This is a genomic window from Kocuria sp. LHG3120 (assembly GCF_049897445.1).
Classification (GTDB): Bacteria; Actinomycetota; Actinomycetes; order Actinomycetales; family Micrococcaceae; genus Kocuria; species Kocuria rosea.
On sequence record NZ_JAFCWG010000003.1, the window covers coordinates 71,728 to 89,443 of the forward strand.

The following is a 17,716-nucleotide window of genomic DNA, read 5'->3' on the forward strand; positions in this document are numbered from 1 at the left end:
CATGACCACCAAGCAGAAGGTCGGATGGGGCGTCGTCACGGTCCTGGTCCTCGTCTACGCCCTGTTCCCCGTCGCCTCGATCCTCATGACGTCCTTCAAGACGCCCGCGGACCTGACCTCCGGGAAGTTCCTGCCCACGCAGTGGGTCGGGGAGAACTACTCCTCGATCTTCGTGGGGCAGGCCCGCGAACTGTTCGTGCCCTCCCTGATCAACTCGATCGGCATCTGCCTGATCGCCACGGCCGTGGCCGTGGTGCTCGCCACGCTCTGCGCCTACGCCATCGCCCGGCTGGACTTCCCGGGCAAGAAGATGATCCTGACGGTCGCCCTGGCGGTGTCCATGTTCCCCGTGGTCTCGATCGTGACCCCGCTGTTCAACCTGTGGCGCCAGATCGGGCTGTACGACACCTGGCCCGGCCTGATCATCCCCTACCTCTCGCTCACCCTGCCGATCTCCATCTGGACGCTGACCGCGTTCTTCCAGCAGATCCCGTGGGACCTCGAGCGGGCGGCCCAGGTGGACGGCGCCACCACGTGGCAGGCGTTCCGCAAGGTCATCGTGCCGCTGGCCCTGCCCGGCGTCTTCACCACGGCGATCATCGCGTTCTTCATCGCGTGGAACGACTTCGTCTACGGCATCGGTCTCACCTCCACCGAGGCGGCCCGGCCCGTCCCGGCGGCGCTCGCGTTCTTCACCGGCGCCTCACAGTTCGAGGACCCGGCGGGCGCGATCTCCGCGGCGGCCATCGTCGTCACCATCCCGGTGGTGCTGCTGGTGCTGCTGTTCCAGCGCCAGATCGTCTCCGGCCTCACCCAGGGCGCGGTCAAGGGCTGAGCCCGCGCCACCTCCCGCATCTTCCGAACCGAACGAAGGACTGAGTCCCAGATGGCATCCATCACCCTCAACCACCTCGTCAAGAAGTACGGCGACGGCTTCCCGGCCGTCAACGACGTGTCGATCGACATCGCCGACGGCGAGTTCCTCATCCTCGTGGGGCCCTCCGGCTGCGGCAAGTCCACGCTGCTGCGGATGATCGTGGGCCTCGAGGACATCACCTCCGGGGACCTCCTGATCAACGGCCAGCGGGTCAACGAGAAGGAGCCCCGCGAGCGCAACCTGTCCATGGTGTTCCAGAACTACGCGCTCTACCCGCACCTGACCGTGTACGAGAACATCGCGTTCCCGCTGCGGCTGTCCAAGGGCAAGTTCTCCGACGAGGAGATCGACCGCAAGGTGCGCACGGCGTCCTCGACCCTGGACCTCGACGACCACCTCGAGCGCAAGCCGGCCAACCTCTCCGGCGGTCAGCGCCAGCGCGTGGCGATGGGCCGGGCGATCGTGCGGGACGCCGACGCGTTCCTGTTCGACGAGCCCCTGTCCAACCTGGACGCGAAGCTGCGCGGCCAGATGCGCACCGAGATCGCCCAGCTCCAGCGCCGGATGGGCATCACCTCGGTCTACGTGACCCACGACCAGACGGAGGCCATGACCCTCGGCGACCGCGTGGCGGTGCTCAAGAAGGGCATCCTGCAGCAGATCGCCTCGCCCCGTGAGCTCTACGAGCAGCCGGCGAACCTGTTCGTGGCGGGGTTCATCGGCTCCCCGTCGATGAACTTCCTCCCGGCGCACGTGAAGGGCAGCGTGTTCGACACCCCGCTGGGCGAGATCCCGGTCCCCGAGAAGGCCGCCGGGAAGCTGCCCGCGGACGGGTCGATCGTGCTGCTCGGCCTGCGCCCCGAGCACTTCAACGACGCCAAGTTCGTGGACGAGGCGATCGCCTCCCGCGGCACCGTCTTCGACACCGAGTTCACCCACACGGAGTGGATGGGCAACGAGCAGTACGGCTACATCAACTACCGGCAGGACGACTCGGTCAAGGCGAAGCTCGACGAGCTGGCGCAGGAGCTGGACGGGGACGAGATGCACCCGCAGATCGTCGTCTCCCTCGACGCCACCTCCCGCATCCGCGGGGGGACGAAGGGCAGGATCTGGGTCGACACCCGCCGGATGCACGTCTTCGACCCCGAGACCGGCGCGAACCTGACCCGGGACGAGGAGGCCGGCGCCGAGCTGACCCGCGAGGCCGTCGAGGAGCGCAAGGCCGAGATCGAGCGGGCCCGCCAGGAGCTGGCCGCCGCCGGCTGAGCACAGGGCGCTCCGCCCGGTGCCCGAGGAGCCCGCCGCCCGCTGCCGGGGCGGCGGGCTCCCGCGCGTCCGGGGCGCGGCAGGTGCCGGCGAGCCCAGAGGCGCGGCTGGTACCGGCGAGCCCAGGAACTCAGCCGGTGCCCGGCAGGCCGAGCGAGAACCACCCCACGAGGGCGAGGACGGCGAGCAGACCCGCGGAGGACGCGGCCGAGCGCAGCCGCGGGTGCCGGAGCCCCCAGGGCACGAGCCGGGGCCAGCGGGCCGCGGCCTCCCGCGCCGTCGCGCGCTCGAGATGGGTGCGGGGCGCCCCCAGCGCCACGGCGACGTCCTCGAGGGCGCGGGCGTCCCACACCGCGCCGTCGAGGCCCAGGACCCGGCGGCCCGAGCGGCCCGCCGCCCACAGGTGGGGACGGGCGGCCGAGCGCGGGGCGCCGGCCGCCCGGTGCAGGGCCCCGATCGTGACGACGTGCTCCACCTCCGTGAGCGGCGTCGCGGCGAAGCCCACGGTGCGGGAGCGCAGGACGTGGCTGTCCGTGCGGACGACCAGCACGGGACGCAGCCGGACCCAGCACGCGGCGGCGGCGGCGAGCACGAGCACGAGCACCACCACCGCCACGCCGGGGGCCGGCCGCCGCGCCCAGAGGAACAGCACGAGCACCACGACCACCAGCAGCGGGCCCAGGCAGGAGAGCAGGCGGCGGCCGTAGGAGCCCAGCCGGGGACGCAGCACGGCGCGGACGGGTCCGTACTTCTCGGGGACCTGGCGGACGGAGTCGGCCATGGGGAGTCAGCTCCAGACGGGGGACGATCGGGCGGGGGAAGGGGTGCGGCACGTAGCGTACCCGTCCTGGGGCGGACCGCGCCCCGGACGGGCCCCGCCCGGCCCGGTGCACGCGCAGGCCGAGGGGCGATCGGCTAGCGTGATCGGATGGAGTCCAACGTCCGCGTGCTGAAAGCCCTCGGGGCCTGGCTGTTCCTCGTGCTGCTCGGGGTGGCGGCCGCCGCCGTCACCATCGCCCTGGTGAACAAGTACATGTACGGTCCGGAGACGGACGTGCGGGCCTACCTCGAGGACCTGCGGGACGGGGACGGCGGCGAGGCCCTGGGGCTGCTCAACGCCCGCGTCCCGGAGGCCAACGCGGCGATGCTGGACGGCGACCCGCTCGAGGCCGCGGCCGAGGACCTCGAGGACCTGGAGGTCTCCACCGTCTCGGAGGACGGCGAGCGGGCCGTGGTCCGCGCGGACTACACCCTCGACGGCCAGCCGCACAGCTCCGAGTTCGCCCTCCACCCCGTGGACACCCAGTGGGGCTTCTTCACGGTGTGGGCGTTCGACAAGACCCCCCTGCCCACGGTGACGGTCAGTCTGCCGGGGGCCACCTCGGTCGACGTGAACGGCATGTCCGTGGCCCTGCCGGAGTCCTCCGCGGAGTTCTCCGCCTTCTTCCCGGGCGTCTACACGGCCTCCTACACGTCCGAGCTCGTGGCTGCCGACCCGGTGCGCACCGTGCTGACCGACCCGGGCCAGCAGGCGGAGATCGTCCTGGAGGCCCGGCCGACCGAGGCCCTCGAGCAGGAGGTGGACCGGCAGCTGAAGGAGCACCTGGACGGCTGCGCCGGGCAGGGCAGCCTCTTCCCGTCCGGCTGCCCGTTCTCCTTCGAGTTCGACGGCCGGGTCTCGGGGGACGTGGAGTGGACGATCGAGTCCTATCCGGACCCGGAGATCGTCGTGGGGGCCGAGGGCGGCCGGGGCTGGGCCCTGGAGCCCGCGCAGGGCACCGCGCGGATCGCCTTCGACTCCCTCGACCTGTTCACCGGCGACGTCGAACGGCTCGAGCGCACCGTGCCGTTCGAGGTCGCCGCCGACCTCGACATCGACGGCTCGACGGTGCGGGTCGACCCGCGCGGCTGAGCCCGCTCAGTTGACGCCGCGCAGGTCCAGGACCAGCTCGCTCTCCCCGTCGGCGTCCAGCACGAAGGGGATGCCCCAGTCCTGCTGGTAGAGGTGGCAGGCCGCGTGGTCGGGGATCTCCCCTCCCGGCTCGCCGTCGCACGCCGCGGCGCGCGCGGTGATGTGCAGCACGCCCTCGGTGACGCCGTCCGCCAGCACGAGCTGCCGGCGCAGGCCCTGGGCCGTGCCGGCGCCCTCGGCCAGCGCCTCCTCGGGGGAGGACGAGATCCTCAGCTGCGTCGGGTCCCCCCACCGGTCGTCGAGCTTCTGCCCGGTCGGCGCCGCGAAGCGCACCTCGACCGCGAGCGCGCCCGCGGCGAGCCTGGTGCGGGCCCGCTGGGTCCGCGACGCCCCCTCGTCGACGCGCTGGGCGGCGGCGGGGATCGGCACGCGCACCAGGCGGTGGGCGTTGGCCTCGACGACGACGAGCAGCGGCTCCTCCCCCGAGACGTCCAGCAGCACGTCGGAGGGCTCGGCCAGGCCGCGGGCCAGCGTGGCCACCTGCCGGGTCCGGGGGTCGTAGTGGCGCACGGCGCCGTTGTAGGTGTCCGCCACGGCCACCGAGCCGTCGGGCAGCTGGGCCACGCCGAGGCAGTGCTGCAGGCGGGCCCCGCCGGCGTCGCCGTCGCGGAAGCCGAAGTCGAACAGCCCCTCGCCCACGGCGGTCTCGACCGCGACGGCCCCGTCGTCGTCGAACCGGAGCACGCGCAGGGCGGAGGTCTCCGAGTCGGCGATCCACACGTTGCCCTCGTGGTCCTCCGCGAGCCCCGAGGACTGCGCGAACCACGCCTCGGCGCCGGACCCGTCCTTGAGCCCCTCGTCCCCCGTGCCCGCGAGCACGGCGAGCCGGCCGGTCCGGGGGTCGAACGAGAACAGCTGGTGGGTGCCCGCCATGGCCACCACGAGCCGGTCGGCCCGCGCGGACCACACGACGTCCCACGGGGAGGACAGCGCGACCTCCAGCGGGTCGGCCTCGGGGTCGATGTGGTTCGGCTCCGCCCCCCGCGCGCGCTCCTCGTCGAGCAGCCGCTGCACCCCGCTGCCGGCCACCGTGCGCACCTGCCCCGTGGCGAGGTCCACGCCCCGGAGCCGGTGGTTGACGGAGTCCGCCACGACCACGTCGTAGCCGGCGGCCGCGCGCACCTCCTCGGGCAGCAGCGTGAGCCCCTGGGGCTCGGTGAAGCGCGCGGTCCCCGGGTCGCCGTCCGCGTGACCCTTGCCCGCGCCGATCACCCGCCGGACGGTCTCGAGGTCGTTGTCGAGCTGGACCAGGCGGTGGTGGCCCGTGTCGGAGACCAGGAACGAGCCGTCCGGCAGCGGCAGCACCTTGCCCGGGAAGCGGAGGTCCCCCTCGGGCGCCGGCCGGGGCACGTACGGCCCGTCGCCGCGGTGCAGGGTGCCCCGGGCCTCGTGCTCGGCCACGAGCTCCTCCACGAGGGTGACGAGGCCCTGCACGTGGCCCTCCCCCGAGAGGTGCGCCACGATGTAGCCCTCCGGGTCCACCACCACGAGCGTGGGCCACGCGCGGGCCGTGTAGGCGTCCCAGGTGGTCAGCTCGGGGTCGTCGAGCACGGGGTGGTGGACCTCGTAGCGGTCCACGGCGGCCGCGAGCGCGTCCGGGTCGGCCTCGTGCTCGAACTTCGGGGAGTGCACGCCCACCGTGACGAGGACGTCGGAGAAGCGCTCCTCGAGGGGGCGCAGCTCGTCGAGCACGTGCAGGCAGTTGATGCAGCAGAAGGACCAGAAGTCCAGGACCACGACCTTGCCGCGCAGCGCAGCGAGGTCGAGGTCCCTGCCGCCGGTGTTGAGCCAGGCACGGCCCTGCAGCTCGGAGGCGCGGACGCGGGAGGTGAGGCGCATGGAGGGGGATCCTTTCGGGGCGGAGCAGGACGGGGTGGACCAGGGCGGGACGGGCGGCGGGACGGGCGGGACGGTGCTCAGGGCCGGGCGGCGCGGTCGTCGCGCTCGGCGAGCCCGGCCATCATCTCGTTGTAGGCCTTGAGCTCGGCGTCGTCCGTGCGGTCGGCCTTGCGGTCCGCACGGCGGTTCTCCTTGGTGCCCTCGATCGCCCACATGATCGCGACGACGACGGCGACGACGACGGTGGGGAACTCGCCGATCCCCCACATGAGGGCCCCGCCGAGCTGCTGGTCCTCGATCGCGGTGCGGCCCCAGTCCCGGCCGGTGTTGCCGAACCAGGAGGCCTGCAGCAGGGTGTCGGAGCCCATGAGGGCGACCCCCACGAAGGCGTGGTAGACCATCGTGGCCAGCAGCAGGACCAGGCGCATCATGTGGCCGGGGCGGTACGGGACGGGGTCCGTGCCGATCAGCACCAGCATGAACAGGTACCCGGTGATCAGGAAGTGCACGACCATGAACACGTGGCCCACGTGGTAGTGCAGGGTGAAGTGGAACAGCGGGGTGAAGTAGAAGACCACGATGGAGCCGGCGAAGTTCACGGCCGCGAAGATCGGGTGCGTCACGACCCTGCCGAACCCGGAGTGCACGAGCCGCAGGATCCACTCGCGGGGCCCGCGGGTGCCGTCCGGGCGGGACTCCAGGGCCTTGAGCAGCAGGGTGACCGGCGCGCCCAGGACCAGGAAGATCGGCACGACCATGGTCAGTGCCATGTGCTCGACCATGTGCGCCGAGAACAGGACCCGGCCGTAGACGGCGAACCCGCCCGAGGTGATGAAGAACAGCACCCCGACCCCGGTGAGCCACGAGAGGGTGCGCAGCACGGACCAGGAGTCCCGGCGCCGGCGCACGCGTACGAACGCCCACAGGTAGACGGCCGCGAGGAACACGCAGACCGCGAGCCACAGCCAGTCGACGCGCCACGTGGTGAACCACGAGGCCGCGGTGGGCTCGGGCGGCAGCTCGTACCAGGTGAGGATCAGCGCCGGGGAGGCGTCCGGGGCGATCTCCTCGGGCACCGGCGGGGCGGTCCGGGACAGGGCCACGGCGACGCCCATGACGGCGCCCATCACCAGCAGCTCCCCGAGCACGAGCTGCCACACGGCGCGGCGGGCCGTGAGCCGGCCGGCCTCGAGCGCGGGCACCAGCCACCGGCGGTGCGCGAGGCCCGCCAGGCCCAGACCCAGCGTGAGGACGAACTTGACCAGCACGAGCCACCCGTAGCCGCTGAAGAGCTGCTCCCAGGAGCCGATGCGCACGGCCGCGTTGACCGTCCCGGAGAGCAGGACGAGGAGGAAGGCGCCGAGGGCGACCGCGGAGAAGCGGCGCAGGACCACGGCCGCGATCGGCACCCGCCGCCGCGGGCCGGCGGACGGACGGCCCCGGGCGGCACCCTCGGGGAGCGTGCCGGTGCCGGCGTCCGGGGCGCTCAGCTGCGGGGAGAGCCAGGCGAGCACCACGAGCCCTCCCGTCCACAGCCCCGCGCCCAGCAGGTGCAGGCCCAGGGAGTTGACGGCGCCCATGTGGTCGTTGCCGCCGGCGGAGTGCCCGTTGAGGGCCATGGCGACGAGGGCCGCGCAGGACAGGGCCAGGGTGAGCAGCAGCCCGAGCAGCGCCCGGATGCCGAAGACCAGGGTGGTCACGACGGCGGCCACCACGACGATCGCCGCCTGGGCCTGTCCGGTGGGGATGTCCGTGGTGTAGTGCAGCAGCTGCTGGGTGTAGGTCCCGTCCCCGCCCACGGGCACGCCCGCGACGTCGGAGTAGGACAGGACGAGCACGGCCACGGCGGCCACGGTCCAGACCACGGCCGCGGCCTCGGCGAGGCGCAGGGCGCGGCGGAACAGCGGGTGCTCGGGGGCCGCGGCGCGGTCCCGGGTGCCCCGGCGGCGCCCGTCGACGGTGGTCGGCACGACGCCCACCGCGAACAGCAGGGCCCCCATGACCACCACCAGCGCGCCGTTGTGCACGAGCTCCGCGGCGGGCAGCCCCCAGCGGACCAGCGCCCCGGGGTCGGCGGCGAGCCGGGCCGCGCCGGAGCCGGTCCACAGCATCGCCGCGATGAGCGCCGCGAGGGCCACGAGGGGCACGGCCGCGAGCCACCAGGGGTCGATCCCCCGGTCGCCCGGCCGGGCGGCGGTGCCGTGGTCGGCGCGCTCGGCCGTCCTCGAACTCATGGTCAGTCTCCTTCATCCGCCCCACGACGACGGGGCGGCCCGTCTCCATTGTCCCTCCCCGAGCGCACCGGCCCGTGCGCGTGTGCCGGATCCCACACAGGCGGTCCTCAGTCCTCGAAGAGCACGTCCCCCACGAACCCTCCCTCCGCGCAGCCCGGGGGCACGGCGAAGACCGCGGACCCGACCGGGGTGGTCCAGGCGTTGAGCATGTCGAGCTCGTCGAGCCGGCGCTGGATCGGGACGAACTGGCGGTCGACGTCCGCGCAGTACGCCGCGAAGACCATCCCCGCGTCGCTGACCCCTCCGGTGGTCGCGCCCCGGCCCCGGGTGCCCGAGGCACCCGCCACGGGCAGGTCGTAGTTGTAGACCCGCCGGTGGATCCGCTCGAGGGGGTCCTCCGAGCGGGAGCGGCGCACGTGGGCGTAGTCCGCGATGACGGGGAAGCCCAGCGGCCCCCGCGCGGCGAGGTCCGGCTCGTCGTGCTCGGCGCCGCCCGTCAGCGGGGCCCCGTCGCGCAGGCGCCGCCCGACGGCGTCCTCCCGCGCCGGCGTGTCCGCCTCGTCCCAGGTGTCCAGGTTCATGGCGATCCGGCGGACGACCAGGGCCGTGCCGTCCGGGACCCACGGCGCGAAGCCGTCCCGACCGTGGACCACCCGCTCGTACTCCTCGCTGCCGCCCCGGGGGTTGACGGTGCCGTCCACCTGACCGAAGAGGTTGCGCATGCTCTGCCCGTCCGGGACGGAGCCCACGGTGTGCCGGAAGCCGTCCTGCACCCAGCGCACGGCGGCGAAGGAGCGGGCGGCCTTGAGCAGCACCCGCTGGGCGTGCGAGACCGCGAGGCGGTCGTCGGCGCAGATCTGCAGCAGCAGGTCGCCGTCGCTCCACCGCTCCTCGAGCCGGTCGATCGAGAACGGGGGCAGGGGCCGCAGCCAGGCCGGCACCCGGTCCGGGGCGACCAGTCCGAGCAGCCGCCGCCCGAAGCCGAGGGTGACCGTGAGCCGCGCGGGGTGCTCGGCGAGCCACGGCTCCTGGTCGGCGACCGGCGCCCGCCCCTGGGTCAGGGCGGCGGCGTCCTCGGAGAGCACCCGCAGCAGGCGCCGCACCGCGTCCCGGGTGGTGTCCCGGTTCAGGTCCAGCGCCACGAAGGCGGCGAACGCCTGCGGCGCGGTCGCCACCCCGGCCTGCCGGGGGCCGTGGAAGGGCTCGACGGCCTGCCCGTGCCCCTGCGGTGCCACCCGGGCGGTGTCCTGCGGGGCCGCGGCGGGGGCCCCGGCGCGGCGGGCCGACTCCAGGCCCAGGGCGGAGGCGGCGCCGACGCCGGCGGCGCCGCCCGCCACGAGCAGGCGCCGCCGGTCCAGGCCGCGGGCCTCACCCACGGCAGCCCGGCAGGTCCGCCGCCGGCGTGGCCCCGGAGGGCGACCCCGTCCCGCTCGCGTGGCCCCCGGCGTGCCCCTCGCCGTCGTCCGCGTGGTCGTCCTCGCCGGCGTCCTCGCCTGCGTCCTCGTCCTCGCCGTGGCCCGGGGCGTACTCCTCCTGGGCGCCCGCGTAGTCGCGGACGGCCGCCGTGACCGTCTGCTGGGTCCCGCCCTCGAAGCGCAGGACGAGCTCGAGGTCGTCCCCGGCACGGAGCCCGCAGCGCAGGTCCAGGAGCATGAGGTGGTCCGCCCCGGGCTCGAGGGCGTAGGACTCCCCCGGCGCGATGCCGACCGGGTCCTGCATCCGCTGCATGACCGTGCTGCCGGTCTCGGGGTCGAGCACGGTCTCGTGCAGCTCGACCGCCCCGGCGACGCCCTCGGCGGACGCGCCGGTGAGCACGACCGGGGCGTCGCCCTCGTTGACGAGGGTGCCGAACACCCCGGTCATCCCCCCGGCGGGGCCCGCCTTCGCCCAGGGCTGCTCCACGGTGAGCGGTTCGTGCGCGGCGGCGCCCCCGGCGTCGTGCGGGGAGGGAACGCCGGAGGCGGAGGTGGACGCGGCGGACGGTGCCGGCTCCTGGGCGGAGGACGCGCAGCCCGTGAGCGCGAGGGCGCCGAGGGCGAGGACGGTGCCGGTGCGCAGCAGCGCGGCGGGCAGGGAGGTGGGCAGGGAAGTGGGCAGGGAAGTGGGCATGGGTGCTCCTGGGAGTCGATGACGAGGATGCGCGGGGCGGGCACGCGCAGAAGGGTGCACGGCGGCAGCCCCCGGGGGCGCGGCGGCGCCCGGCGGGCTGCGGCCGGGAGGTGCGGACGGTGCGGAAGCGGGGCGGACCCCGGGAGCTCAGCCCTTGCGGCGCCGGCTCGAGACGAGGCTCACCACGCCGAGCACGGCGAGGGCCACGGCCCCGCCCGCGACCGCGACGAGCCAGAGCGGGACGTCCCCGGACGAGGCGCGGTCCGCGGCGTCCTGGGCGCTCGCGGCGGCGTCCTCGACCGCGGCGCTCGGGTCCGCCGAGGGCTCGCCGCCGGAGCCGACGTCGTAGCTGAACGTCCCCTCGATGGGGTGCCCGTCGCCGGAGACCACGCGCCAGACCACGCGGTAGGTCTCGTCCTCCGCGCCGGCCGCGGCCAGGGGCTGGACGACCGTGTTCCCCTCCGGCTCGAGCGGGCCCTCCGTCACGGAGCGTCCCTCGGAGTCGGTGACCAGGATCTGGTGGCCGATGTCCATGATCTCGCCGGAGAAGGTGAGCTCGAGCTCCTCCGGCGCGGTGGTCAGGACGGAGTCGGGCTCCGGCGTGACGGCGGTCAGCTCGTCGTGCGCGGCTGCGGGCAGCAGGGGCAGGAGGGTGAGGGCTCCCGCTGCCAGCAGGGCGGCGGTGCGGCGGGTGGTGGACGTGGGCATGGGGTCTCCTCGGAGGGCCGGGCGGCGGTGGGCGGGGCCGCCGGGCCGGGAGGGCCGGCGGCGGGCACGGGCCGTCGGACGTCCTGCCGAGGTCGGTGGCCCGGGCGGCGCCCCGCGGCCGTCCGGCTCAGCCGGCGGGCAGCGTGGCGGGTCCCGGGAGGAGGACCGGCAGCAGGGGTCGACGGCGGGCGCGCGGCGGCCCGCGGTGGGAGCGCACGGGACGCAGGAGCGTCTGGTCGGTCAGCACGTGCGGGCGCCCGGCCCGCACGGCACGCGGGCGGCCGACGACCACGGGGGCCGGCAGGACCTGCCGCCGGCGGCGCACGCGCAGCCGCAGCGCCTCCAGGAGGACCACGGCCGCGACCTCGCCGTGGCGCATGAGCACGTAGGAGGCCAGTGCGGCGAGCACGTGGGAGACGAGCATGGCGGTCCCGCCGTGCTCGGCGTGGGACTGGACGTCCAGCACGAGGACGGGGCCGGGAGCACCACCGGCGGCGCCGTGCTGGGCGGCGTGGTGCAGGGAGGGGTGGGCGGCGTGGGCGACCGTGCCGGCGCCGCCGGAGGCCGCGAACAGGGCGTGCAGGACGGACTGGCTGAGCAGCACGCCCAGCAGCAGGGACGACCGCGAGAGCACCCGGCCGGCCAGGGCCATGCACAGCGGCCCGGACAGGGCCAGCGAGAGGAGCACGAGCACGACGGGCGGGGCCTGCCCGCCGGCGGCCGCGTGGGAGAGGGCGGCGGCGGAGGTGGCGATGGCCGCTCCGGCCCAGCCGCGGGCGAGGCGCCGTGCACGTGGGCTCACGCCGCACCTCCCGTCTGGTCGCCGGCCGCTCGGCCCGGTGGTCCCATTATGCGCGCCGCCCCCGGCGCCGGACCAATTGCGGTGCCGGGGGCCGCGCTGCCGGTCGTGTCCGCGGCGCGGGGCCCGGGCACGCCGAAGGGGCGGCCCCGGTGCGGGGCCGCCCCTTCGGACGAAGCCATGGGACGGGGTCCGGAACGGACCCGCGGGTGTCCTTACTTCTTGGACACGGCCGCCTTGAGCTTGGAACCAGCGGTCAGCTTGACGCCGTGGCCGGCCGGGATCTCGATGGTCTCGCCGGTCTGCGGGTTGCGACCGGTGCGGGCGGCACGGTCGGTGCGCTCGACGGCCAGCCAGCCCGGGATGGTGATCTTCTCACCGGCGGAGACGGACTCCTCGAAGACCTGAAACATCGCGTCCAGGACGCCGTTCACGGCGGCGTTGGTGGTGCCGGCCTTCTCGGCGACCTCTGCGACGAGTTCACTGCGGTTCTTAGCCATGTTCATGTCCTCCTGGACTTGGGGTCGTGGGGAAGCGCGGCACGGGGGACCGATCGCGCTCCTGCGTCAGAAATTACCAGCTGGACTTGGTGATGCCGGGCAGTTCGCCGCGGTGAGCCATGTCGCGGAACCGGACGCGGGAGATGCCGAACTTCTGGAGGGTGCCGCGGGGGCGGCCGTCGATCTGGTCCCGGTTGCGCAGCCGGACCGGGGAGGCGTCCCGGGGCAGCTTCTGCAGGCCCAGGCGGGCCTCCTCGCGGGCCTCGTCGGTGGCGTTCTCGTCGACGAGGGTCTTCTTGAGCTCGGCACGCTTCGCGGCGTAGCGCTCGACGACGACCTTGCGCTGCTCGTTCTTGGCGATCTTGGACTTCTTGGCCATGGATTCAGCGCTCCTCGCGGAAATCGACGTGCTTGCGGACGACCGGGTCGTACTTCTTGAGCACCATGCGGTCCGGGTCGTTGCGGCGGTTCTTGCGGGTCACGTAGGTGAAACCGGTGCCGGCGGTGGACTTCAGCTTGATGATGGGACGAACGTCCTTGTCCTTGGCCATGCTAGATCTTCTCCCCACGTGCGAGAATGTCGGTCACGACGGAATCGATGCCACGGGCGTCGATGACCTTGATGCCCTTGGCGCTGACGTTGAGCGTCACGCTGCGGCGCAGCGACGGCACCCAGTACCGCTTCTTCTGGATGTTCGGGTCGAACCGGCGCTTGGTACGGCGGTGCGAGTGCGAAATGCTGTGCCCAAAGCCCGGCTGAGCTCCGGTCACCTGGCAGTGCGCTGCCATAGTGTTCTCCTCCAATGTTGACGAAATGACGGCACGCAGTGGGTGCCGCAGTTGATCACTCAGCTGCGGCAACGAGCGTCCCGCCACCTTCAGAATTGCCACCGTTCGCCAACCGGGCCCTCTCGTAAGGCCCGCGGCCGGAACCGGCGAAGGCCTCGCCACGATGAAGACGGTGAAGATCAAGGTGCCGGAAGGTGGACTCCACCACACGACAGCCTTGAAGTCTAGGCCCGGACGGACTTCCCCGCAACCTGACGTCAGGTGTGACCAGCTTCGGGTCAGTCTACCGGCTCCCCGGACCCCCGCAAACCGGGGGACTCCCTGCTCAGCCGCACCGGGCGGGGGCCGACGGCTCCGCGGGGGCCGCGGGACCGGCGGGGAGCACCGGGCGCGGGAGCAGCGTCGTGTACCCGGGGTGGCGGGCGGCGACCGCGTCCCCGGAGGAGGTCCCGCGCAGCCGCCGCCCGACCCAGGGCAGCAGGTACTCGCGGGCCCAGAGGAGGTCCTCCTTCAGCACCCCCGGGCTCGCCGTGACCGGCAGCCGGTCGGTGGGCGGCAGCTCCAGGGCGTGCTCCACGCCCAGCAGCTCGAGCACCCGGGCGGCCACGCGGGTGTGCCCCGCGGTCGACATGTGCAGCCGGTCCACCGCCCAGTAGCGCCAGTCCTGCAGGGTGCGCATCCGCCAGTAGTCGAGGACCAGGCACCCGTGCCGGTCGGCGATCTCCCGGACGTGCTCGTTGTAGAGCGCCTGCCGGGGGCGGGTCCAGGACGTGGGGGCGTCCCGGCCGGGGTCGAAGGCCGTGAACAGCACCACCTGGGCGCCGGAGCCCCGCAGCCGGGCGACCGCCTGCTCGTAGACCCCCATGAGGGCGTCCACGTCCGCGCGGGGGCGCAACAGGTCGTTGCCCCCGGCGTAGAGGCTCACCAGGGTCGGCTCCAGGGCCAGGCACGCCTCGAGCTGCTCCTCGACGATCCCGCGGAGCAGCCGCCCCCGGACCGCGAGGTTCGCGTAGCGGGTGTCCGGGTGGGCCGCGGTCAGCTGCTCGGCCACGAGGTCGGCCCAGCCGCGCACCCCGTTGGGGCGGGCGGGGTCGGGGTCGCCCACGCCCTCGGTCATGGAGTCGCCGAGGGCGACGTAGCGGATGGGCGGTGCGAGCGGCACGGCGGCCGGGCGGGGCGTCGTCGGCTCCGTCATGCGGTGCTTCCTCCGTTCGGGGCAGGGGGGTGCTGCGGGCGGGGCCGCGGGGGCGCGGTCAGGGCGCCGTGCGGTCGGTGTGCTCGGGCTGCCCCGGCTCCCCCACGGACCGGAGGCGGGAGCGGTTGCCGAGCGCCTCGTTGACGGCGCGCACCAGGGAGTTCGCCCGCGCGTTGTCCGGCAGCTGCTCGATCAGCACCGGGTTGCCCGCGGAGTCGGCCAGGGGCACGCGCCAGTTCGGGTACTCGTCCCCCGTGCCCGGCTGGTTCTGCATCCGGCGCTCGCCGACGGCGTCCACGAGGGAGACGTTGAACAGCAGCGCCGGGGATTGGGCGAGGTAGCGGTGCAGCGCCTCGACCAGGCCCTGCTCGTCCGTGGCGTCCCCGTCGGGGAGCAGCCCGTCCGCGGCGACGGCCGCGAAGAACGTGTCGAGCTGCCGGCGGGCCTCGGCCCGCTCCTCCTCCACGGGCCGGGCCAGCAGGCCCAGCTCCTGGCGCACGTCCACCTGCACGCCCTCCAGGAAGCCCGCCGTGGGCGGGAAGTCGTGGGTGCTGACCGAGGCCATGCTCAGCTCCCGGTACTGCGCCGGGGGGAGCGGCTCGTCGCCGTCCACCTCGAACCACAGGATCGAGGTGCCCAGCACGCCGCGCTCCGCGAGGTACTCCCGCACCCACGGCTCGAGGGTGCCCAGGTCCTCCCCGACCACCACCGCCCCGGCGAGCTCCGCCTCGAGCGCGAGGATGCCGACCATCGCCTCGTGGTCGTAGTAGACGTAGGCGCCCTCCGAGGCCTCCTGGCCGTCCGGGATCCACCACAGCCGGAACAGGCCCAGGACGTGGTCCACCCGGATGCCGCCGGCGTGCCGGAAGATCGTGCGCAGCATGTCCCGCCAGGGCAGGTAGCCGGCCTCGGCCAGGCGCTCCGGGTGCCACGGGGGCTGGGACCAGTTCTGGCCCTTCTGGTTGTACATGTCCGCGGGCGCGCCCACGCTGACGCCCAGGGCCAGCACGTCCTGGAGCGTCCACGCGTCGGCGCCCTGCTTGTGCACGCCCACGGCGAGGTCGTGGATCACGCCGATGTCCATCCCGGCCAGGTGCGCCGCGCGCTGGGCGGCCTCGAGCTGCTCGTCCAGCAGCCACTGCATCCACACGTGGAAGTCGATCCGGTCGGACAGCCGGGTCCGCGCCTCCACCGCGTACGGGGCGTCGGGGCGCGCCGCGGCGTCGTCCCACTCGGGGGCGTCCTCGCCGAGCTCCTCCCGCAGCGCGCACCACAGGCCGAAGTCCTGCAGGCCCTGCCCGCCCTCGGCCACGAAGCGGCGCAGCTGCTGCTGGCGGTGCGGGGAGCGGCGGACGGTGAACAGCAGCTCGAGGCTCTTCAGCTTGGCCGCGTACGCCTTGTCCCGGTCGATGGTGCTGGTGTCGAGGTTGTCCTTGCGCTGGATGGCGGCCAGCGTGTTGACCACCTCGAGGTCGCCCGGGCGCAGGTAGGCGTACTCGGGGACCTCGGCGATGCGCAGGTAGAGGGGGTTGAAGAAGCGGCGGCTGGTCGGCAGGTACGGCGAGGGCTCCACCGGCGGTGCGGGCTCGGCGGCGTGCAGCGGGTTGACCAGCAGGTAGTCCGCCCCCTGCTCGCCCGAGATCGCGGCGAGGCTCGCGAGGTCCGAGGCGTCGCCCACGCCCCACGAGCGCCCGGAGGTCACCGAGTAGATCTGCGCCATGTAGCCCCAGCGGTGCCGGCCGTGCAGCCGGTCGGTGCTGGCGAGGTGCCGCGGGGTCACGGCCAGCGGCGTCGTGACCGCGCGTCCGCCGTCGACCTCGGGGCACTCGGCGCGGACCTCGTACCAGCCCACGGCGAGGCCCTCGGGCACCTCGAAGGTGGCCTGGCCGGTGAGGACGCCGTCCACGTCCCGCGGGGAGCGCCAGTTGTCGACCTGGGGGGCGGTGGTCCGGGCGCCGCCCTCCGCCACGAGGGTCACGCGGACGGTGGAGCCGTGCGGGACGTGCACGGCGAAGCGGGTGCGCTCCCCCGCGACGGCGACGACCACGGGCGGCAGGACCCGCCGCCAGGGCGCCAGCTCCCGCTGGGCGAGGCACGCCTCGATCGCGGCGTCGTCCCCGGCGTCCGCGCCCAGCGCGTCGAGCACGGCGCGCAGCGTCGGCTCCGGGACCTCCCGCTCCTGTCCGTCGAACCCGGAGTAGGTCGTGGAGACCCGGTAGGCCTCGGCGAGCCGGCGCAGCGCGCCGTCGGTGGTGGTGGTGTGGGCCATGGACCCCACTCTAACCACCGGCGCGGCCGGAGCCGCAGGCTGCTGATGATCCGGGCGGCTACGCCAGGGTGCGGGCGACGTCGACGACGAAGCGGTACCGCACGTCCGAGGCGACCACCCGGTCGTAGGCGGCGTCGACGTCGTCGGCGCCGATCAGCTCGATCTCGGCCTCCACGCCGTGCTCGGCGCAGAAGTCCAGCATCTCCTGCGTCTGCGGGATCCCGCCGACCATCGACCCGGTGAGCACGCGCTGGGGGCCGATCAGGGCGCCCGGGCGGACGCTGTACGGCTCGGTGGGCAGCCCCACGGAGCACAGCACGCCGTCGACCCGCAGCAGGGACAGGTACTGCTCGACCGGCAGGTCCGCGGAGACGGTGTTGAGGATCAGGTCGAAGCGGCCCTTGTTGCGCTCGAAGGTCTCGGGGTCCTTCGTGGCCCAGTAGTCGGTCGCGCCGAAGGCCAGGCCGTCCTCCTGCTTGGACAGGCTCTGGCTCAGGACGGTGACCTCGGCGCCCATGGCGGCGGCGATCTTCACGGCGACGTGGCCGAGCCCGCCCATGCCCAGGACGGCCACCCGCCGGCCCGGTCCGGCGCCCCAGCGCTTGAACGGGGCGTACGTGGTGATCCCGGCGCACAGCAGCGGGGCGGCCCGGGCGGGGTCGAGCGCCTCGGGGACGCGCAGGACGAACCGCTCGTCGACCACGATCCCGCCGCTGTAGCCGCCCCGGGTGGGGGTGCCGTCGGCCTGGGGCGTGTTGTAGGTGGCGGTCACGCCCTCCGTGCAGAACTGCTCCTGGCCGCCGGTGCAGTACTCGCAGCGGCCGCAGGAGTCGACGAAGCAGCCGACGCCCACCGTGTCGCCGGGGGCGAAGCCGGTCACGGACTCCCCGACCGCGCGGACGCGGCCGACGATCTCGTGCCCCGGGGTGACGGGGTAGTGCGTGCCGCCCCACTCGTCGCGCGCGACGTGGATGTCGGAGTGGCAGATGCCGGCGAAGTGGATGTCGATCTCGACATCACCCGGGCCGACCGGGCGACGCTCGATCGTGGTGCGGCGGAAGCCCGAGTCGGCGGAGACGGCCTCGAGGGCGGGGACGGTGGTCATGGGGTGCTCCTGTCGTGGTGCGGATGACGCCCGGCGGGGGTCGCCGGGCGG

The 17,716-nt window shown here is 74.2% G+C and carries 17 protein-coding genes; 3 read left to right on the top strand and 14 right to left on the bottom strand.

Features of this window, described 5'->3' with window-relative positions:
• The first annotated feature begins 1 nt into the window (after position 1).
• A complete protein-coding gene (locus ACP7CD_RS07255; RefSeq protein WP_095650364.1) occupies positions 2-835 on the top strand; it encodes a carbohydrate ABC transporter permease in 834 nt (277 codons plus the stop codon).
• A gap of 51 nt (positions 836-886) precedes the next feature.
• The gene (locus ACP7CD_RS07260) at positions 887-2,146 is read left to right on the top strand and encodes an ABC transporter ATP-binding protein (RefSeq protein ID WP_017832631.1); all 1,260 of its coding nucleotides are present in this window, start codon (positions 887-889) and stop codon (positions 2,144-2,146) included.
• Positions 2,147-2,276: 130 nt separating this feature from the next.
• On the opposite strand, the gene ACP7CD_RS07265 is transcribed toward ACP7CD_RS07260, so the two are convergent.
• A complete protein-coding gene (locus ACP7CD_RS07265; protein WP_426119708.1) occupies positions 2,277-2,927 on the bottom strand; it encodes a hypothetical protein in 651 nt (216 codons plus the stop codon).
• 147 nt (positions 2,928-3,074) lie between these two features.
• On the opposite strand from ACP7CD_RS07265, the gene ACP7CD_RS07270 reads away from it, so the two are divergent.
• Complete coding sequence (locus ACP7CD_RS07270; RefSeq protein ID WP_426119710.1) at positions 3,075-4,058, top strand: hypothetical protein; 984 nt, start codon at positions 3,075-3,077, stop codon at positions 4,056-4,058.
• 6 nt (positions 4,059-4,064) lie between these two features.
• Here the strand turns inward: ACP7CD_RS07270 and ACP7CD_RS07275 are convergent, their stop codons facing one another.
• The 13 genes from ACP7CD_RS07275 to ACP7CD_RS07335 form a co-directional block, all read right to left on the bottom strand.
• The gene (locus ACP7CD_RS07275) at positions 4,065-5,957 is read right to left on the bottom strand and encodes an NHL domain-containing thioredoxin family protein (RefSeq protein WP_272026142.1); all 1,893 of its coding nucleotides are present in this window, start codon (positions 5,955-5,957) and stop codon (positions 4,065-4,067) included.
• Positions 5,958-6,034: 77 nt separating this feature from the next.
• On the bottom strand, positions 6,035-8,191 hold the full coding sequence (locus tag ACP7CD_RS07280) for a cytochrome c oxidase assembly protein (RefSeq protein ID WP_426119712.1): 2,157 nt from the start codon (positions 8,189-8,191) through the stop codon (positions 6,035-6,037).
• A 107-nt stretch (positions 8,192-8,298) separates the two neighbouring features.
• On the bottom strand, positions 8,299-9,567 hold the full coding sequence (locus ACP7CD_RS07285) for a Dyp-type peroxidase (RefSeq protein WP_251356486.1): 1,269 nt from the start codon (positions 9,565-9,567) through the stop codon (positions 8,299-8,301).
• A complete protein-coding gene (locus ACP7CD_RS07290; protein ID WP_426119714.1) occupies positions 9,560-10,300 on the bottom strand; it encodes a copper chaperone PCu(A)C in 741 nt (246 codons plus the stop codon). The genes ACP7CD_RS07285 and ACP7CD_RS07290 overlap by 8 nt, the downstream gene beginning before the upstream one ends.
• 147 nt (positions 10,301-10,447) lie before the next feature.
• The gene (locus ACP7CD_RS07295) at positions 10,448-11,008 is read right to left on the bottom strand and encodes a copper resistance CopC family protein (RefSeq protein ID WP_109268227.1); all 561 of its coding nucleotides are present in this window, start codon (positions 11,006-11,008) and stop codon (positions 10,448-10,450) included.
• A gap of 127 nt (positions 11,009-11,135) precedes the next feature.
• Entirely contained in the window at positions 11,136-11,810 is a 675-nt protein-coding gene (locus ACP7CD_RS07300; protein WP_017832639.1) for a hypothetical protein, read from the bottom strand.
• Between the two features lie 212 nt (positions 11,811-12,022).
• On the bottom strand, positions 12,023-12,307 hold the full coding sequence (locus ACP7CD_RS07305) for an HU family DNA-binding protein (protein ID WP_031282576.1): 285 nt from the start codon (positions 12,305-12,307) through the stop codon (positions 12,023-12,025).
• 73 nt (positions 12,308-12,380) lie between these two features.
• The gene (gene rpsN, locus ACP7CD_RS07310) at positions 12,381-12,686 is read right to left on the bottom strand and encodes a 30S ribosomal protein S14 (protein WP_017832641.1); all 306 of its coding nucleotides are present in this window, start codon (positions 12,684-12,686) and stop codon (positions 12,381-12,383) included.
• A 4-nt stretch (positions 12,687-12,690) separates the two neighbouring features.
• Positions 12,691-12,858, bottom strand: coding sequence for a 50S ribosomal protein L33 (gene rpmG / locus ACP7CD_RS07315; RefSeq protein WP_017832642.1), 168 nt, complete (start codon positions 12,856-12,858; stop codon positions 12,691-12,693).
• A 1-nt stretch (position 12,859) separates the two neighbouring features.
• Positions 12,860-13,096 (bottom strand): 50S ribosomal protein L28, encoded by a 237-nt coding sequence (gene rpmB / locus ACP7CD_RS07320; protein WP_017832643.1) that lies wholly within the window; start codon positions 13,094-13,096, stop codon positions 12,860-12,862.
• Positions 13,097-13,421: 325 nt separating this feature from the next.
• Positions 13,422-14,291 (bottom strand): SGNH/GDSL hydrolase family protein, encoded by an 870-nt coding sequence (locus ACP7CD_RS07325; protein WP_052133007.1) that lies wholly within the window; start codon positions 14,289-14,291, stop codon positions 13,422-13,424.
• A gap of 58 nt (positions 14,292-14,349) precedes the next feature.
• Positions 14,350-16,560: a 4-alpha-glucanotransferase gene (gene malQ, locus ACP7CD_RS07330; protein WP_426119720.1), complete on the bottom strand. Its 2,211-nt coding sequence runs from the start codon at positions 16,558-16,560 to the stop codon at positions 14,350-14,352.
• 58 nt (positions 16,561-16,618) lie between these two features.
• Positions 16,619-17,665, bottom strand: a complete 1,047-nt coding sequence (locus tag ACP7CD_RS07335; RefSeq protein ID WP_115163015.1) for an NAD(P)-dependent alcohol dehydrogenase — start codon at positions 17,663-17,665, stop codon at positions 16,619-16,621.
• Positions 17,666-17,716 lie beyond the last annotated feature (51 nt).